Here is a 17,159-nt window from a genome sequence, read left to right as displayed (position 1 = left end):
CTACAATTTAATATATCGCTTAAATATGGAGTTGTGGAATTTATTTGGGCTGTATGGATAAACAATGAATTGCAGTCCGGTACAGGTGGTCCATGGGGAGTGTTAAAGCTGCTACTTGATGAAAAAGACGAGGATAAGGTAAGTAAACCTGTTTTTCGTAATTATAATGATTTAGAGGAAATACTACAAGAAGCATTTGAAATGTATGAGGATTTCAAACGAGAAGTACTTCTGATCTACAATAACTGATTGTCTTTTCAGTCTCGTCTAAGTGGCTAACGCTGTTCCAACCGGAGGGTTGTGACCAGTATAATTCCGATTGCGGTCTTTGAGAGATTATAGTTTAGGGGATGACAAAAGGGACATAGTGAAACAGTTTCAGTGTTGAGTCATACTGAAGAAGTGTATGGTATGGATTAAGATGATGTAGGACAGATCATAAAAGAAGACTCATGGTCTTCCGAACGAGGCTTCTTCAACATCTGCTTCTCGGTTTAAATTAATATTACTATTTATTGTATAACGTATCTATAGATTCATTTTATCTTTTAAACAATCTTTGGAGTTGTAAAAGGTGTGAATTACCTATGGTTTTTTACCTACATTATATATACAAAAGAATTCGGTTATTTGGAGATGTTTATGTAATATTGTTATTTGAGAATGGAAGCTTGAGTTTGCAATGAATTGTTGTATGTATGTATTTATCGATCGATCTTTTGTATTTGGTCGCCAAATGGTCGCCATCGAAATTACTAGTGTTTTATTACATCACTTTCTTTTTAACTAAATGCAATCTGAATCCCTTATTCCATAAGGGTTTCACAAAACTATCCCATAAAATAATAACGACGGCCCTTTTACAGGCCGTCTCATGGGAGAGGAGAAACCGGACGAAGAGCTTATGGGGAAACGTAAGTCTTCTCCGCGGTTGTCTACGACATTCTCTGATGTCGATAGTTCAAGGATGACCGTTTTACAGGAAAATTATACATGGCAGACACAAAATTTTTGTGTCAGAATAGTGCTTGTGGTACGATAGCAAAAGAATGAGCCAGCCAGAAGGGAAATAACGCAAGATGAGAGTGATTTCAGGCACTGCCAAAGGCAGGTCGCTAAAGGCGGTACCCGGTATCAGCACGCGACCGACAACGGATAAAGTGAAAGAAGCGATCTTCAGTATGATCGGTCCGTATTTTGAAGGAGGACAGGTACTCGACCTGTTCGCAGGAACCGGCGGACTGGGCATCGAGGCTCTGAGCCGCGGGATGGATAAAGCGGTCTTCATTGATATCGAGAAGAAAAGCATCGACACGATCCAGCATAATTTGCAAGCGGCCGGTCTTAAAGATCAGGCTGAGGTTTACAGAACAGATGCCGCTCGGGCACTGAAAGCATTAGCTAAGAGGCAGCAGCAGTTCCAGCTTGTTTTTCTAGATCCTCCATATAAAATGAAAGTGATTGTGGAGCTGATAAGCAGTATGGAAGCGCACACCATCGTCGATGCGAATACCACGATTGTTGTGGAACACGATGCGAAGGATGTTCTGGAAGACGTTATTGGCGGATTTAGACAACAGAGAAGAGCCGACTACGGAGATACCGCTGTAACGATTTATAAACAGTCCGTAGATGAATAGGCGATTAAAGGAGAGGACATCAGGATGAAACAAGAACACGGCAGTACCATAGCCGTATACCCGGGAAGCTTTGACCCGGTGACATATGGCCACCTTGATATTATACATAGAGCAGCGAAGGTGTTCGATAAGCTCATTGTTGCAGTACTTAATAACACGTCCAAGAACCCTTTGTTCACGTTGGAAGAAAGAATAGAGCTTATCCGCAAAGTCACGAAGGATCTGCCGAATGTAGAAGTAGACGGGTTTCGAGACTTAATGGTAAATTATATGAAATCCCGAAATGTGCGCCTCATTGTGCGCGGTCTTCGGGCCGTTTCTGATTTTGAATACGAACTGCAGATGGCGTCCACGAATCACAAGCTTAACTCGGATGTGGAGACTTTCTTTATGACATCGAAGCCCCAGTATTCCTACTTGAGCTCGAGCATCGTCAAAGAAATCGCTCGCTTTCATGGGCCTGTTGTGGATTTAGTTCCTCCTGAAGTGGAAGAAGCGCTGCAAAAAAAGTATCCGTTAACTTAGGAGCCGTCATTGAACCAGCCTTTGAACCGTCATTGAACCGCTTTTGAAACCGCCTTTAGATCCGCCTTTGAACCGCCTTTGAAACAGGCCTAACGAGCTCTTTTTCGGAAAATGCTTACGAAGGTTGAGACGATCAGCAGGGCGAAGAGGAGAAGCAGCAATTGAACAAGGGTAACTCCCCATAACCCCCAAACCGAACTGCCGTTCATCGGAGCTGTGAATAGCGAGTTAGCGTTGGATGTTTGGTCCGTCGGAAGAAAGAGAAAGCTTGGTTCCGCATCCATCAGAAGGAACTGCAACGGTTTCCAGAACACAATGGTACAAACGAAGGAGAGCACGGCGTGCAGTAAGCGGGACTGGAAGAAAAAGCGGTATCGTGCCTCTGTTTTCTGATGAAATCCAATAACCTGTGCATGCGCGGACAAGCCTCCCCAACCAAGAAATGCGCTAATAAGCGCCATTTGCGGAAGCAAGGAGAGCCCTTGGGCTTGACTCCAGGAATAGGCTCCGAGATGAATCTCCATCAACCCCATAATCCATTGTGGGGAGGTATCCGTATGGACATTGATGAAGCCGAGCAAGAAGGAAGTCAGCGGTTTAAGCGTATCCGTAAAACGGGTAATGGTAATGACATTAATCAACACGGAAAAAATCATCATATATCCGCCGATCACCATTAAGGTTTGAACGGAGGAAACGACGGCGTCGCCGAGGAGTTTGCCGAATGCGCGGCCATCGTGCAGGTAGGCTTGCCGCATGGTGGAGAGAGCAAGCTTCCAAACGGAGCCTGATGATTTAGGAACTGCAGATTCGGTAGAGACAGCAGAAGGCTGCTGGGGCGTTTTGGCAAATCTCATCAAAATGCCGGTGATCGCGGCTGTGACGTAATGGACGATGGCGAGCATAATGCCAAGCTTTGCGCTGTGCAGAAATCCGATCCCTACAACCATAACCAAAAATAAAGGACTGCACAGATGGGAAAGAGCGGTTAACCGTTCGGTCTCAAGTCCCGAGATGAGTTTTTTTTCACGGAGAGTGGCTGTAATTTTGGCTCCGCTAGGAAATCCTACAATAAGGCCTGAGGCTAACGCCCAACCGCTTACTCCGGGCAAACGGAATAGTATTCTCATCAATGGGTCCAGCAGAACACCCGTTCCTTGGATGACGCCAAATCCGATCAACAGCTCGGTCATAATCAGAAAAGGCAGCAGCGCCGGAAATACGAGTTTCCACCAAATCGTAAGTCCCTCAAGAGAAGACTGAAACGCTTTGTCTGGGAATAGGATGATAGATACGACTACAAGGGCGGTCAGAGCCCCCAGTACCAGCGTCATCAGTTTGAGCTTAGCGCTTGCTTGTGAAGGCTGCATGGTTTCACCTCATCCTTTAGCATGCTTCATTTGTACGCAAAAGGACAATGGTTTAGACCAAGCCTTCGTTGGTTCGGCGGTAAGATCGTCATCACTTGAAGTAGGCAGGCATCGGGAAGGGGAGCCTATATGGAAAATGAAGAAGAGAATCGGATACGCTCGTGGTCCAATGATTCTTATCAATATCCGAGAAGATCGTCAACCAGGCGTTATTTAGCATCTGCGCTTGTCGGAATAGTGATTGTCTATTTGTTGTTTTTTGTCCGTTTGCCTTTCTTTATTTTCATGCCGGGAACGGCGGAAGAAATTAAACCGATGGTAACGATACCCAAGGGCTCGGATCCGGAAAAGGGAACGCTGATGCTCACGACGGTGCGTGTGGCCGATGCCAACATGGTCAATTATCTCATTGGTCTTGTTCATCCCTATGAAGAGATTCAGCCGAAAACGAGTGTTTTGCGCAAAGGCGAGTCCGAGCAGGAATATACACAGCGTCAAGAATATGTGATGCTGACCTCCCAAGCGAGTGCGATTCAAGCCGCGTATACGCATGCGAAGATTCCTTTTCACATCAATCATGAGGGTGTTATGGTGCTGCAAACTGTTCCTGGTCTATCGGGAGAAAAGGTGCTCAAGCCCGGCGATGTGCTCCTGAAGGCGGATGCCAAGGATGTGAAGGTATCTCAGGATTTGTTTAACGCGCTCAAAGGGAAGAAAGCCGGGGATTCCATTACCATAACCTATGCCAGGAAAAAAGAGGAGCAGCAAGCGACACTGACGCTTGGAACCCTTCCTCAGCAGGAAGGAGCGAAAGGCGAGCCGCGTGCGGGGATTGGCGTCGTTCCGGCTGACATGCAGGCGGTTAAAGCGGATCAGAGCGACCAGCAGGTCTCCATTAAGGCGGGGGAGATCGGAGGGCCTTCGGCCGGTCTTATGTTTTCATTAGAAATCTATAATCAGCTTGTCCCGGAGGATATTACAAAGGGGTATCGAATAGCCGGAACAGGGACGATAGAGCCGGACGGCACTGTGGGTCCGATCGGAGGCATTCAACATAAGATCATAGCCGCGGATAGACAGAAAGCGGACTTTTTCTTTGCCCCCAAAGATGTGACGTACAAGGACGGGACCAAAATCACGAATTATTCGGACGCGGTTCAAAGAGCCAATCAAATTAAGACGAAGATGAAAATTATTGAGATCGGCTCCATGGATGATGCCCTGAAGTTTCTAGCGGCACTGCCTCCGAAGTAAGATACTTAAGAAGAGAGTAAGTAGATTTATAATTGACAAAAGGTCATTGAAATGGATATAATAATCTTTGTTTGTTTGGGGTGAAAAACATGCAAATTCGTTTTAGAGAGCTAGCTCTTAAAGGGCACGCGGTCCATATGACGGAAGAAATGAATCTGACGTCTCCATTCGAAGGACGTCAAGATGTGCTTAGTCATGGTCCTGTACGTGTCGATCTTCTTGCTACGCATGAAGACGGAGTAGCAAAAGTGAACGGAACGTTAACGCTAGACTTGGAGTTAAGCTGTTCACGATGCTTAACGCACACTAATCAAACAATCGAGCTTCCTTTCGAGGAAGTCTTCATGCAGAAGCCAGAGGAAGAAGATCCCGATCTTGACGAGGACATTCATTTGGTCGTTGGAGATAAAGTCGATTTAGAGCCTTACGTTGTAGAAAATGTAGTGGTCGGTTTACCGTACATACCACTTTGTGACGAAGCGTGCAAAGGTCTCTGTCCCGTGTGCGGAGAAAATCGCAATCTCAAGGATTGCGGCTGCAAGCAGGAGAAGATTGATCCTAGACTTGCAGGTCTCGCGGACTTTTTTAACAAAGAATAAGGCAATTTCCGAAATTCAATGAAGGAGGTGTTTTGAATATGGCAGTACCTCAACGGAGAACATCCAAAACTCGTCGCGACAAGCGCCGTACTCACTTTAAATTGGAAGTTCCAGGCATGGTGAAATGTGAACAATGTGGAGAGCTGAAGCTGGCACACCGCGTGTGCAAGTCTTGCGGAACTTACAAAGGTAGAGAGATCGTAAAAGCATAAGATTAAACATAGTACTTCATCCTAGTGTGAGGTGCTATTTTTTTTGCTTTCTTTTTGGTTCTAAATTTAATATACTACAGTTTAGTATCTGGTAATAAGATGAGATCTCACGAGATAAGGTGGTGCTAGCCATCGAACGCCTTCCTAAACGACAAAGGCAGCAGCAATTGCTCCAAGCCATTGAAGCAAATCCTTTTATGACGGACGAGGAACTGATGCGAACGTTTCAGGTTAGCATCCAAACCGTCCGGTTAGACCGATTGGAGTTAGGTATTCCTGAACTGCGGGAGCGCATGAAGCACATGGCGGTCAAAACGTACGATCAAGTGCGTTCACTGTCCATTGATGAAGTCATTGGAGAAGTGATCGATTTACAACTGGATCAAAGCGGTATTTCGATTTTTGAAATTAAAGAAGATCATGTTTTCTCAAGAACCAAAATTGCAAGAGGACATCATATATTCTCACAAGCAAACTCCCTCGCCGTTGCCGTTATCGACGATCCGATCGCCTTGACAGCCTCAGCAGATATCCGGTTTATACGTTCTGTAAAGCTGGGAGAGAAATGTATCGCCAAAGCGTATGTGCGTTCCGTTTCCAAAGGGAAAGCAAGAGTTGAAGTGTCTTCCTATGTTGGCGATGAGGCTGTGTTCCGTGGTAATTTCGTGATCTTTCATTCCAAGAAAGAGCAACATCTAGAGAGGGAGGACAAGCTGCATGCGGATCGCGATTGATGCCATGGGCGGCGATAATGCCCCTAAAATCGTAGTGGAAGGTGCACTTGCAGCGGCCAAAGAGTGGAAAGACGTACATATCATTCTGGTCGGCAACAGCGCCGCGATTGAAGCCCACCTCACAGAGAGGCCGGCAAATATAAGTATCCGTCATACGGAAGAGGTCATTGAAGCGGAAGACGAGCCTGTGAAAGCGGTCCGACGCAAGAAAGACGCCTCCATGGTTGTGGCGGGTAAATTGGTAAGAGAGAAAGAAGCGGAAGCGATGATTTCCGCTGGGAACACAGGGGCTTTGATGACGACAGGCTTGCTCGTCGTTGGTCGAATTCCGGGTATTGAGCGGCCGGCGCTGGCGCCTATGATTCCAACCATGGACGGTGGCGGCGTGTTGGCGCTCGACTTGGGTGCGAACATGGATGCTACGCCGGAGCAATTGCTACAATACGCAATTATGGGCAGTATTTACCGCTCCAAAGTACACGGGATTTCGAAGCCCCGCGTAGGCCTTTTGAACGTTGGAACCGAGGCGGCCAAAGGGAATGAATTAACGAAAACGGCATATCCTTTAATGGAGCAAGCGCCGATACATTTTGTAGGAAATGTGGAATCATCCCAGGTGCTCCGCGCCAAATGCGATGTTATCGTATGTGACGGCTTTGCCGGCAATATTATGCTGAAATCGCTCGAGGGAGCTGCGTCAACCATTTTTTCAGCATTGAAACAAGAGTTTACGAAATCAATATTCACCAAGCTTGCTGCGGCCGTCTTGAAGCCGGGTCTCACCCAATTCCGCAAAAAGCTGGATTATAACGAGCATGGGGCGGCGCCATTCTTGGGTATAGATGGATTGGTCCTGAAGAGTCATGGTTCCTCTGACGCAAATGCCATTAAAAATGCGGTTCGGCAAGCAAGAATAGCTTTGCAAAATGATTTGGTTGGCACGATATCTGCCGAAATAAGCCATGGGAAGAGAGATATAACAACATGAACCTAATACCAGTAGGGGTACTTGGTACAGGTAAATATGTACCTGATCGTATATTGACGAATCAAGAATTGGAAACGATGGTTGAGACGAACGATGAGTGGATCGTAACGAGAACGGGCATCCGGGAAAGAAGGATTGCGGCTGAGGCGCAAGCAACTTCTGATCTTTGCTACGAAGCTTCCTTGATCGCGCTGGCCAACGCTGGCATTACAGCGGACCAACTGGATCTCATTATTGTTTCCACAATCACTCCGGATATGGCATTCCCATCGACGGCATGCATACTCCAAGAGAAACTGGGAGCTAAGAAGGCAGCCGCATTTGATTTATCTGCAGCCTGCTCAGGATTCGTTTATGGACTGGCTAATGCTTCGAATTTCATTGCAACCGGAACTTATAAATATGCGCTTGTCATCGGTGCAGATTGTTTATCCAAGATAACAGACTATACAGACCGCAACACATGCATTTTGTTTGGCGATGGCGCGGGAGCTGTCGTGATCGGCGAAGTTCCGGAGGAAAGAGGATTCAAATCCTTCGAGCTTGGCGCTGACGGCACAGGCGGTCCGCTGCTCAAAATTGAAGGCGGAGGCTCGCGCAATCCTGCCTCACAGACGTCCATCGATCAACGTTTGCACTACATCTACATGGCTGGCGCCGAAGTTTTCAAATTCGCCGTACGGATTATGGGGAATGCAGCGGATGAAGCTTTGCGCAAAGCGGGCTGGGACAAAACGGACATTGATTTGCTGGTTCCGCATCAAGCCAATATGAGGATTATTCAAGCCTCCTTAAACCGTCTGGAATTGACAGAAGATAAATGCATGATTAATCTTGATAAATATGGGAATATGTCTGCCGCTTCCATCCCAGTAGCGCTTGCAGAAGCTGCCGAGCAAGGCAGATTGACGGAAGGCGACCGCTTAGTGCTTGTCGGTTTCGGCGGAGGTCTGACTTGGGGCGCGACCGCGATGGTGTGGTAGTCCATTTTTTGATTTAAAATCTATTGCCAAAGGGGAACCTATTCTCGTATGGGTAAAATTGCTTTTGTTTTTCCTGGCCAAGGCTCACAGACTGTGGGGATGGGTCATGATTTATACGCGAATCATCCGGCTGCCAAAGCCTATTTTGACCGCGCGGACGAGGCGCTGGGCTTTTCCTTGTCCGATCTGATCTTCCAAGGTCCGGAGGACCAACTGAAGATCACGTATCACACGCAGCCTGCGCTGCTGACAACAAGCATCGCTTGTCTGGAAGCGTTCAAGGCTGCGGGCATTGCCCCGGACTATGTCGCCGGACATAGTCTCGGTGAATACAGCGCGCTCGTCGCAGCCGGCGTGCTTGCGTTCGAAGACGCGGTCCGCACGGTGCGGGCCCGCGGCGAGTTCATGGAACAGGCCGTCCCTGGCGGCCTGGGGGCGATGGCGGCCGTGCTCGGAGCCGAGCGCGAAGCGCTTGCGGAGCTGTGCAAGGCCATCACAAGCGGCGGCTCCGTCGTGGAGCTCGCCAATGTGAACTGCCCGGGACAGATCGTCGTATCGGGCAGTAAAGAAGGCGTTGCAGCTGTTGTCGAACGCTGCAAGGAAGCTGGCGCGAAGCGTGCCATACCGCTCGAGGTGAGCGGGCCCTTTCACTCTTCGCTCATGAAGCCGGCTTCGGAGCGCCTCGCAGAGGTGCTCGCGTCCGTTGGGATGAGCGAGGCGACCGTGCCCGTTGTTGCCAACGTAACGGCCCGACCTGTCACAACGCCAAGCGATATTCGCGGCTTGCTAGTAGAGCAGGTATACTCCCCGGTACTATGGGAGGACACGATTGCTTACTTGATCAGCGAAGGCGTAGATACGTTCATTGAGCTGGGCTCAGGAACTGTGCTTGCCGGCCTTATCAAAAAGGTCGACAAAACGGTGAAAACCGTGTCGATCGGAAGCCTGGAAGCTTTGGATAAGTACTTGAAGGAGGCTGGTGACGATCATGCTAACAGGTAAAGTGGCACTGGTAACCGGGGCGTCCCGCGGGATCGGCCGGGCAATTGCTCTGCATTTGGCTGAGCATGGCGCCGATGTTGCGGTGAACTATGCAGGAAGTGAAGCGGCTGCCGGAGAAGTAGTAGCAGCGATCGAAGCAATGGGACGCAAAGCCATCAAACTGCGTGCCGACGTAAGCAGCTATCAGGAAGCTGAAGAATTAGTCAAGCAAACCATTGAAAAATTTGGTAAGATTGATATTCTTGTGAATAACGCAGGTATCACAAGAGACAATCTAATCATGCGAATGAAGGAAGAAGAGTTCGATCAAGTCATTGCTACGAATCTAAAGGGCGTGTTTAACTGTGTGAAAGCCGCTACCCGTCCTATGATGAAGCAAAGATCGGGTCGAATAATTAATATATCTTCTGTAGTCGGCGTGCTCGGAAACCCGGGTCAAGCCAACTATGTAGCAGCAAAAGCCGGTGTTATTGGGTTAACCAAAGCAACGGCGAAGGAGCTTTCCTCCCGGGGCATTACCGTGAATGCGGTGGCGCCTGGTTTTATCGAAACCGATATGACCGACAAATTGACAGGCGAGACGCGTGAGCAAATGCTGAAGCAAATTCCATTGGAACGCCTTGGTCAACCGGAGGAAATCGCGAAGGTTGTCCGCTTCCTGGCATCCGACGATGCATCCTACATGACAGGCCAAACACTCCATGTGGATGGCGGTATGTACATGTAAGATTCGCCAAAAAGAGAATCTCAAAATTGCCTACTGGCAATCTGTCAAAGATTCTCGTATAATACCAAAGAGGAGGTGAACCGGATGTCCGACGTATTGGATCGTGTTAAACGAATTGTAGTCGATCGTCTAGGGGTTGATGAAGCTGAAGTCACCCTCGAAGCATCTTTCAAAGAAGATCTTGGTGCTGATTCTCTCGATGTAGTTGAATTAGTAATGGAATTAGAAGATGAGTTCGATTTAGAAATTTCCGATGAAGATGCTGAGAAGATTACGACAGTAGGAGAAGTTACGAATTACATAAAATCTCATACGTAATAGTCTACAGAGTCCCGTTTCTAATCAAGACGGGACTTCTCTCCATTCTTAATCAATTAAAAAATGAAGATTCACTACATAGAAGGTGGTACAAATGAAAAGAGTTGTAATTACAGGTATGGGCGTAGTTACTGCCCTTGGTCAAGATTTGGATACGTTTTGGGGCAACTTGACGTCAGGCAAGTCTGGTGTCAGCTTGATCGAGAATTTCGATGTAAGCGAATACCCAACGCGCATTGCAGCAGAAGTGAAAGATTTTAATATCGAAGATTATGTGGATCGCAAAGAATCCCGCCGTATGGACCGTTTCGTACAGTTCGCTGTAGCAGGGGCGCTGAACGCTCTGAAAGACGCGAATTTGAACTTGAAGGAAGATACGGATCCTGAACGCGTAGGCGTATCGGTCGGTTCTGGCATCGGTGGTTTGAACACGTGGGAAGAACAGCATAGAGTGCTTTTGGAAAAAGGCCCGAAACGCGTTTCTCCGTTCTTTATTCCGATGATGATCGCGAATATGGCTTCCGGCCATATTTCGATGGTTACCGGGGCGAAAGGTCCCAATTCCACAGCTGTTACGGCTTGTGCGACAGGGACGCATTCCATCGGAGATTCCTTCAAAATGATTCAACGCGGCGATGCCGACGTCATGATCTGCGGCGGAGCAGAAGCAACGATTACGCCGATTGGCGTGGCTGGGTTCTGCGCACTGCGCGCGATGTCTACGCGCAATGACGAGCCTCAACTGGCCAGCCGTCCGTTTGATACGGACCGCGATGGCTTCGTGATGGGCGAAGGCGCGGGCGTGCTGATTTTGGAATCGCTTGAGCATGCGGAGCAGCGTGGAGCGCGCATCTATGCGGAAGTGATCGGCTACGGGATGAGCGGTGACGCCTACCACATGACAGATCCGGATCCGGATGGAGCAGCACGTTGTATGGCCAAAGCGATCAAAGATGCTGGCATTGCGCCGGAATCTATTTCCTACATCAATGCACACGGAACGTCGACGCCGGTTGGCGATAAGTCGGAAACGACAGCGATCAAGAAGGCGCTGGGCGACCATGCCTATAAAGTAGCGGTATCTTCCACGAAATCGATGACAGGGCACTTGCTCGGCGCTGCCGGCGGCGTTGAAGCGGTCATCTGCGGTCTCACGATTTCCAACAGTGTGATTGCACCAACGATCAACCTGGTTAATCAAGATCCGGAATGCGATTTGGATTATGTGCCGAACGTTGCCCGTCAAGCAGAGGTGGACATCGCGATGTCCAATTCGTTTGGATTTGGCGGTCACAATGCTACGATTATTATGAAAAGGTTCCAAGCATAATTTGCCTGCCTGGGAAGAAAGATAACGAAATAGCATTCTCTCTGGGTGGTGAATCAAGCAATGAACCGCAATATTAAGGAACTGCAGCAGCGAATTGGGATAACTTTTCGGAAATCCGAGCTGCTGAAGCAAGCTTTTACCCATTCTTCCTATGTCAATGAACACCGTATAGCGGGGCATAAAGATAACGAGCGTCTGGAATTTCTCGGAGATGCCGTGCTGGAGCTGACGGTTTCGGAATTTTTATATGATACGTATCCCGGGCGTTCGGAAGGCGAGCTGACGAAGCTGCGAGCATCGATTGTTTGTGAGCCGTCACTCGTTACGTTTGCTGAAGATTTGGATTTCGGCGCCTTCGTCTTGCTTGGAAAAGGAGAGGAATTGACCGGAGGCCGTCATCGGCCTGCGCTCCTTGCGGACGTTTTTGAATCGTTCGTTGGTGCTCTGTATCTGGATCAAGGTATAGACGTTGTCAAAGGCTTTCTGAAGAAGCATGTATTTGCGAATATTTCCAGCGAAGGCAAGCTGCTCGTTATTGATTACAAGACTCAACTCCAAGAGCATACCCAGCATCACGGCATGGGTTCTCTGGAATACCGCATCGTGAATGAGCGGGGACCTGCTCATGAGCGTGAGTTTGTAGCTGAAGTACACATGGATGCCGACCTTCTTGGAACAGGAGCGGGACGTTCCAAGAAAGAAGCTGAACAGCAGGCTGCTGCTCAGGCTTTGTTGAAATTGAATGTGACCGTACAGCGGTAAGTCATATAGCATAAAGAGGCAGCTTCGGCTGCCTTTTTTGTTTTTTTCTCTTATTTTTAGAAGGGATATGTTACAATAATTGCTGAGGTGAGACCATGTTTTTAAAACGGATTGAATTATCCGGGTTTAAGTCTTTCGCTGATCGAACGGAACTGGAATTTGTGCGCGGCATTACCGCGGTTGTAGGTCCGAACGGCAGCGGAAAAAGCAATATTTCCGATGGCATCCGCTGGGTGCTGGGGGAGCAAAGCGCGAAGTCCTTGCGCGGCGGTAAAATGGAAGATGTTATTTTTGCGGGCAGCGACGCGCGCCGGGCGGTCAACTACGGTGAAGTATCGCTGACGCTCGACAACACTTCGCAATCGCTTCCGCTGGAGTTCAATGAAGTCACGGTTACTCGCCGAGTACATAGAAGCGGGGAGAGCGAATATTTAATCAATAAGCAGCCCTGCCGTCTGAAAGATATTACGGAATTGTTCATGGATACGGGAATCGGGAAAGAGGCTTATTCCATTATCGGACAAGGACGTATTGAAGAAATTTTAAGTACGAAATCGGAAGATCGCCGTGGCATCTTTGAAGAGGCTTCGGGGATTGTTAAATATAAATCGCGTAAACGGGAAGCTGAGAAGAAATTAAGCGACACAGAGCAAAATTTGCTCAGGATTCACGACTTGGTTTCAGAACTTGAAGATCAGATTGAACCTCTCAAGGAGCAGTCAGAGAAAGCCATTCGTTACAAAGAGCTGCGTGAAACGCTCAAAAGCAGTGAAATCGCGATGTATGTCCATCAAATTGATCAGATCTATCTCTCTTGGAACGAAGCGACGCAGAAGCTGGAGAAGCTGGTGAAGGAGCAAACGGAGCTTTCCACCATCGTGAATCAGCACGATGCTCATCTGGAGAAGCATCGCTGGGAGACGCGCAGGCTGGAAGAGGAGCTGGAGAAGCTCCAGGAGAGCCTCCTGGGACTAAGCGAGGAGTTTGAGAAGTGCGAAGGACACGGGGAAGTTCTCAAAGAGCGCAACAAGAACTACGTGGCAAATCATCAGCAGTTGAGCAGTACAATTGCTATGCAGGAGCAGCGGAAAATCGACAAGGAAGCGGAACTTAGCGAGCAGCGCGAGAAAATCATTCAAATCGGCGCTCAGCTCTTTGAATTTCAAGCCAAGCTGACGGCGGAAGAACAGCGGCTGCTTGGGGTTAACGGAGGCATCAGCTCTTCGCCGGAGGATCAACTGAAAGGCGAGTTGTTGGAAACGCTGAACCGTATGGCGCAGGCGCGCAACGAAATTCGCTACGCCGAGCAGCAAACGGAAAGCATCGTGCGCAGGCTGGAGCGGCTTGACGATGAGCGCCAAAAATGGGCGGAACAGCGTGAGAAAATTGCGGTCCGCAAGCAAGAGTTAACGGTAAAACTCGAACAAACCGTCAAAGAAATTGAAGACGACAGACAAAAGTATGTCCAGCTGACGCAGAGCTTGAAAACCAAGCAGGGCTTGCTCGATGATGCTCAAGGCATGGTGCGCAAATGGGAGCAGAAGCTCGATGCGCTAATATCCCGCCGCGATACGATGAAAGAGATGGCCAACGATTACGATGGCTTCATGCAGGGCGTTAAAGAGGTGCTTAAAGCGAAAAGCCGCAAGGATTTGCGGGGAATTCGCGGTGCCGTGGCCGAGCTTGTGAACGTGCCGGCCGACGTTGAGGTTGCGATTGAGACCGCTCTCGGCGGCGCTCTGCAAAATATCGTGGTCGAGACCGAAGCGGATGGACGCGAGGCGATTGCCTTCTTGAAGCGCCGTCAAATGGGACGCGCTACGTTCCTGCCGATGAACGTTATTCGCGGACGGTCAATTTCGGATAACGAAATCAGTTCGCTGCGTTCTGCGAAAGGCTTTATCGGCATTGCGGTCGATCTCGTTTCGTTCGACAAGACGTATCAAAACATTTTCTCCAGTCTCCTTGGCAATGTAGTTGTCGCACAAACCCTGGAGGATGCTAACCACATTGCGGCGAAAGCGCAATATCGCTACCGGGTTGTCACGCTGGAAGGGGATGTTGTCAATCCCGGCGGATCGATGACGGGGGGGAGCTTACAGAAGAAATCGACGAATCTGCTTGGCCGTCAACGCCAAATCGAAGAGCTGGATAGTGAAATCAAACATTCCGAAGGGCAGCTCGGCGGCTTGCGCAGCCAGACCAGCGCAATGAAGCGTGAGATCACGGAAGAGATGATGACCATCGAGCAGCTTCGCCAGCAAGGCGAGCAAAAGCGTATCGAGGAGCAGCAAATCCGCGCGGAGCTGAATCCGCTTGAAGCGGAGAGCCGCACGGTGGAAGAACAGCTGTCTCTGGATAGTCAAGACAGGGGCACTTTGCTTGAAGAGCAAGCGGATCTTGGACGCCGGAAAACCGAGTCCGAGGCGACGCTGGCGGAGCTGCAGCAAGAGGAAGCTTCCTTGCAGCAAGCGATTCGCGATGCGGAACATTCGCGGAAAGCCAGCGAATCCGAGAAAGAAGAGCTGCAGAGCCAGCTGACGGATCTTAAGGTGAAGGTGGCCTCCATTTCGCAAGAGAAGCAGTCCCTTCAAGATCAGCAGAGGCGGTTGCAGCAGGATCTTGGGGAGTCCGATCGGGAGATGGAGACGAACCGGGGGCTCCTGCAGCAGCTCGAACAGGACATGAGTGCGCTTGAGCAGGAAACCGTCCTGCAAGTAGAGCTGCTCAATGATCTCAAGCTGAAGAAGCAGCAATGTACAGAAAGCATCGATTTCAAACGTGCAGAGCGCACCGAATGGCTGCTGAAGCTGGAGCGCGAAGAAAATGAAACGCGTGAACAGCGCTTGCAATTGAAGCAAGTTGAAGAGAGCTTGCACCAAACGGAAGTGCGTGTTACCAGGCTGGATGTCGAGCTGGAAAACATGCTGAAAAAGCTCGGCGAAGAATACGAGCTCAGCTATGAGCTGGCCAAAGAACGTTATCCCGTGCCGGAAGATATCCAAGGGACGCAAAGCAAAGTGCGTGAACTTAAACGCGAAATTGCTTCGCTCGGCGACGTCAATCTTGGCGCTATCGAGGAGTATGCAAGGGTCTCGGAGCGCTATGAGTTTTTGGATACGCAGAAAAATGATTTGATCGAAGCCAAAACGACGCTGTATCAAGTCATTCGGGAAATGGATCAGGAGATGTCCAAGCGTTTTAAGACGACGTTTGACGCCATCCGATCGCATTTCGGCGTTGTTTTCTCCAAATTGTTCGGCGGCGGCCGTGCGGATTTGATTTTATCGGAACCAGACAATATGCTGGATACAGGTATTGAAATTGTGGCCCAGCCTCCAGGCAAAAAGCTGCAAAATCTTCAGCTTCTATCCGGGGGAGAACGCGCGCTTACAGCTATTGCGCTGCTATTCTCGATCATTCGGGTTAAACCGGTACCTTTCTGCGTACTGGATGAAGTTGAGGCTGCTTTGGACGAGGCGAACGTATCCCGTTTTGCCGAATATTTGCGTGAATTCTCGGAAATGACGCAGTTTATCGTCGTTACGCACCGCAAGGGAACGATGGAAGAAGCCGATGTGCTGTATGGCGTAACGATGCAGGAAGGCGGCGTGTCCAAGCTCGTTTCCGTTCGATTGGAAGATGAGGAAGCGGCTATGTCCGCATCTTAATAAGTTTAAGTTATTTTGGGAGGAACTATGAGTTTTTTTAAACGGTTAAAAGAGAGCATTTCCAGCAAGGCCGAAGCGGTAACGAATAAGTTTAAAGAGGGATTAACGAAAACAAGAGACGTGTTCGTTGAACGGGTCGATGATTTATTTAGCCGCCGCAAAAAGATTGACGAAGATTTTTATGAGGAATTGGAAGAAATTCTGATTGGCGCCGACGTAGGCGTCAATACGGTTCTTAAGCTTATTGATCAGCTGCGTGCGGAAGTGAAGAAGCGTAAAATCGAAGATCCAGCAGAGCTGCAGCCGGTTCTTTCCGAAAAGTTGATCGAGCTGCTCAAGGGCGACGCAGATGCAGGCTTGAATTTAAATCCGAATGGTTTATCGGTTATTCTGTTCGTAGGGGTCAACGGGGTTGGAAAAACGACAACCATCGGTAAAATGGCCCATATGTTCAAATCCCAAGGGAAAAAGGTGCTCATGGCCGCCGGAGATACGTTCCGTGCCGGTGCGATCGAGCAGCTGGAAACGTGGGGCGAGCGCGTAGGCGTGGACGTGATTAAGCAGCAGTCCGGAGCTGACCCTGCCGCGGTCATGTACGATGCTGTGCAGGCGGCCAAAACCCGCGGCGTCGATATTTTGCTGTGCGATACGGCCGGCCGTTTGCAAAACAAAGTCAATCTCATGGAAGAGCTCAATAAAATTTACCGCGTCATTCAGCGGGAAGTGCCGGACGCTCCCCATGAGGTCATTCTTGTGCTTGATGCGACGACAGGGCAAAACGCGCTCTCCCAGGCTAAGCTTTTCGGCGACAAAACCGGTCTGACCGGGCTGGTACTCTCCAAGCTTGACGGAACAGCAAAGGGCGGAATTGTCGTGGCGATTCGTCAAGAATTGTCGCTGCCGGTGAAATTCGTCGGCCTCGGCGAAAAAATGGACGATCTTCAGCCATTCGATTCCGAGCAGTTCGTCCATGCCTTATTCGGCAAATGGATTGGCGAGCAAAAAGAAGCATAACACCGTAGAAAATCTCCTCTGCCGGGTGTC

General features: G+C 49.2%; 16 protein-coding genes and 1 pseudogene. 16 read left to right on the top strand and 1 reads right to left on the bottom strand.

Features of this window, described 5'->3' with window-relative positions; translation table 11 throughout:
* The 3 genes and pseudogenes from AC3WRW_RS03780 to coaD form a co-directional block, all read left to right on the top strand.
* Positions 1-249: pseudogene (locus AC3WRW_RS03780) on the top strand (hypothetical protein); the annotation flags it as partial.
* An 830-nt stretch (positions 250-1,079) separates the two neighbouring features.
* Positions 1,080-1,640, top strand: coding sequence for a 16S rRNA (guanine(966)-N(2))-methyltransferase RsmD (gene rsmD / locus AC3WRW_RS03775; protein WP_492545019.1), 561 nt, complete (start codon positions 1,080-1,082; stop codon positions 1,638-1,640).
* Positions 1,641-1,664: 24 nt separating this feature from the next.
* Entirely contained in the window at positions 1,665-2,165 is a 501-nt protein-coding gene (coaD, locus tag AC3WRW_RS03770; RefSeq protein ID WP_492545018.1) for a pantetheine-phosphate adenylyltransferase, read from the top strand.
* Positions 2,166-2,254: 89 nt separating this feature from the next.
* Here the strand turns inward: coaD and AC3WRW_RS03765 are convergent, their stop codons facing one another.
* A complete protein-coding gene (locus AC3WRW_RS03765) occupies positions 2,255-3,535 on the bottom strand; it encodes a nucleoside recognition domain-containing protein (protein WP_492545017.1) in 1,281 nt (426 codons plus the stop codon).
* Between the two features lie 129 nt (positions 3,536-3,664).
* Here AC3WRW_RS03765 and AC3WRW_RS03760 point away from each other — a divergent pair, with 129 nt between their 5' ends.
* The 13 genes from AC3WRW_RS03760 (at position 3,665) to ftsY (ending at position 17,129) form a co-directional block, all read left to right on the top strand.
* Positions 3,665-4,789 carry a SepM family pheromone-processing serine protease gene (locus AC3WRW_RS03760; protein WP_492545016.1) on the top strand — a complete coding sequence of 375 codons (1,125 nt, stop codon included), beginning with the start codon at positions 3,665-3,667 and terminating at the stop codon, positions 4,787-4,789.
* 89 nt (positions 4,790-4,878) lie between these two features.
* Positions 4,879-5,388, top strand: a complete 510-nt coding sequence (locus AC3WRW_RS03755) for a YceD family protein (protein WP_492545026.1) — start codon at positions 4,879-4,881, stop codon at positions 5,386-5,388.
* A 38-nt stretch (positions 5,389-5,426) separates the two neighbouring features.
* Positions 5,427-5,600 carry a 50S ribosomal protein L32 gene (gene rpmF, locus AC3WRW_RS03750; protein WP_029195321.1) on the top strand — a complete coding sequence of 58 codons (174 nt, stop codon included), beginning with the start codon at positions 5,427-5,429 and terminating at the stop codon, positions 5,598-5,600.
* Positions 5,601-5,719: 119 nt separating this feature from the next.
* Positions 5,720-6,334, top strand: coding sequence for a transcription factor FapR (gene fapR / locus AC3WRW_RS03745; RefSeq protein ID WP_164819829.1), 615 nt, complete (start codon positions 5,720-5,722; stop codon positions 6,332-6,334).
* A complete protein-coding gene (gene plsX, locus AC3WRW_RS03740; protein WP_492545015.1) occupies positions 6,318-7,322 on the top strand; it encodes a phosphate acyltransferase PlsX in 1,005 nt (334 codons plus the stop codon). Before fapR ends, plsX begins: the two co-directional genes overlap by 17 nt.
* Positions 7,319-8,305, top strand: coding sequence for a beta-ketoacyl-ACP synthase III (locus AC3WRW_RS03735; RefSeq protein ID WP_216625882.1), 987 nt, complete (start codon positions 7,319-7,321; stop codon positions 8,303-8,305). The genes plsX and AC3WRW_RS03735 overlap by 4 nt, the downstream gene beginning before the upstream one ends.
* Before the next feature lie 48 nt (positions 8,306-8,353).
* The gene (gene fabD, locus AC3WRW_RS03730; protein ID WP_492545014.1) at positions 8,354-9,307 is read left to right on the top strand and encodes an ACP S-malonyltransferase; all 954 of its coding nucleotides are present in this window, start codon (positions 8,354-8,356) and stop codon (positions 9,305-9,307) included.
* Entirely contained in the window at positions 9,294-10,034 is a 741-nt protein-coding gene (fabG, locus tag AC3WRW_RS03725; RefSeq protein ID WP_492545013.1) for a 3-oxoacyl-[acyl-carrier-protein] reductase, read from the top strand. Before fabD ends, fabG begins: the two co-directional genes overlap by 14 nt.
* A gap of 84 nt (positions 10,035-10,118) precedes the next feature.
* A complete protein-coding gene (gene acpP, locus AC3WRW_RS03720) occupies positions 10,119-10,352 on the top strand; it encodes an acyl carrier protein (protein ID WP_028558238.1) in 234 nt (77 codons plus the stop codon).
* A 94-nt stretch (positions 10,353-10,446) separates the two neighbouring features.
* Positions 10,447-11,682 carry a beta-ketoacyl-ACP synthase II gene (gene fabF, locus AC3WRW_RS03715; RefSeq protein WP_492545012.1) on the top strand — a complete coding sequence of 412 codons (1,236 nt, stop codon included), beginning with the start codon at positions 10,447-10,449 and terminating at the stop codon, positions 11,680-11,682.
* A gap of 60 nt (positions 11,683-11,742) precedes the next feature.
* On the top strand, positions 11,743-12,444 hold the full coding sequence (gene rnc / locus AC3WRW_RS03710) for a ribonuclease III (protein WP_171686368.1): 702 nt from the start codon (positions 11,743-11,745) through the stop codon (positions 12,442-12,444).
* A gap of 95 nt (positions 12,445-12,539) precedes the next feature.
* Positions 12,540-16,115 carry a chromosome segregation protein SMC gene (gene smc, locus AC3WRW_RS03705; protein WP_492545011.1) on the top strand — a complete coding sequence of 1,192 codons (3,576 nt, stop codon included), beginning with the start codon at positions 12,540-12,542 and terminating at the stop codon, positions 16,113-16,115.
* Positions 16,116-16,142: 27 nt separating this feature from the next.
* Positions 16,143-17,129 carry a signal recognition particle-docking protein FtsY gene (ftsY, locus tag AC3WRW_RS03700; protein WP_492545010.1) on the top strand — a complete coding sequence of 329 codons (987 nt, stop codon included), beginning with the start codon at positions 16,143-16,145 and terminating at the stop codon, positions 17,127-17,129.
* Positions 17,130-17,159: the final 30 nt, after the last annotated feature.

Source organism: Paenibacillus sp. FW126-R14 (assembly GCF_058789495.1).
The sequence above is the reverse complement of the archived record's forward strand: the minus strand, read 5'-3'. Positions and strand labels throughout refer to the sequence as shown.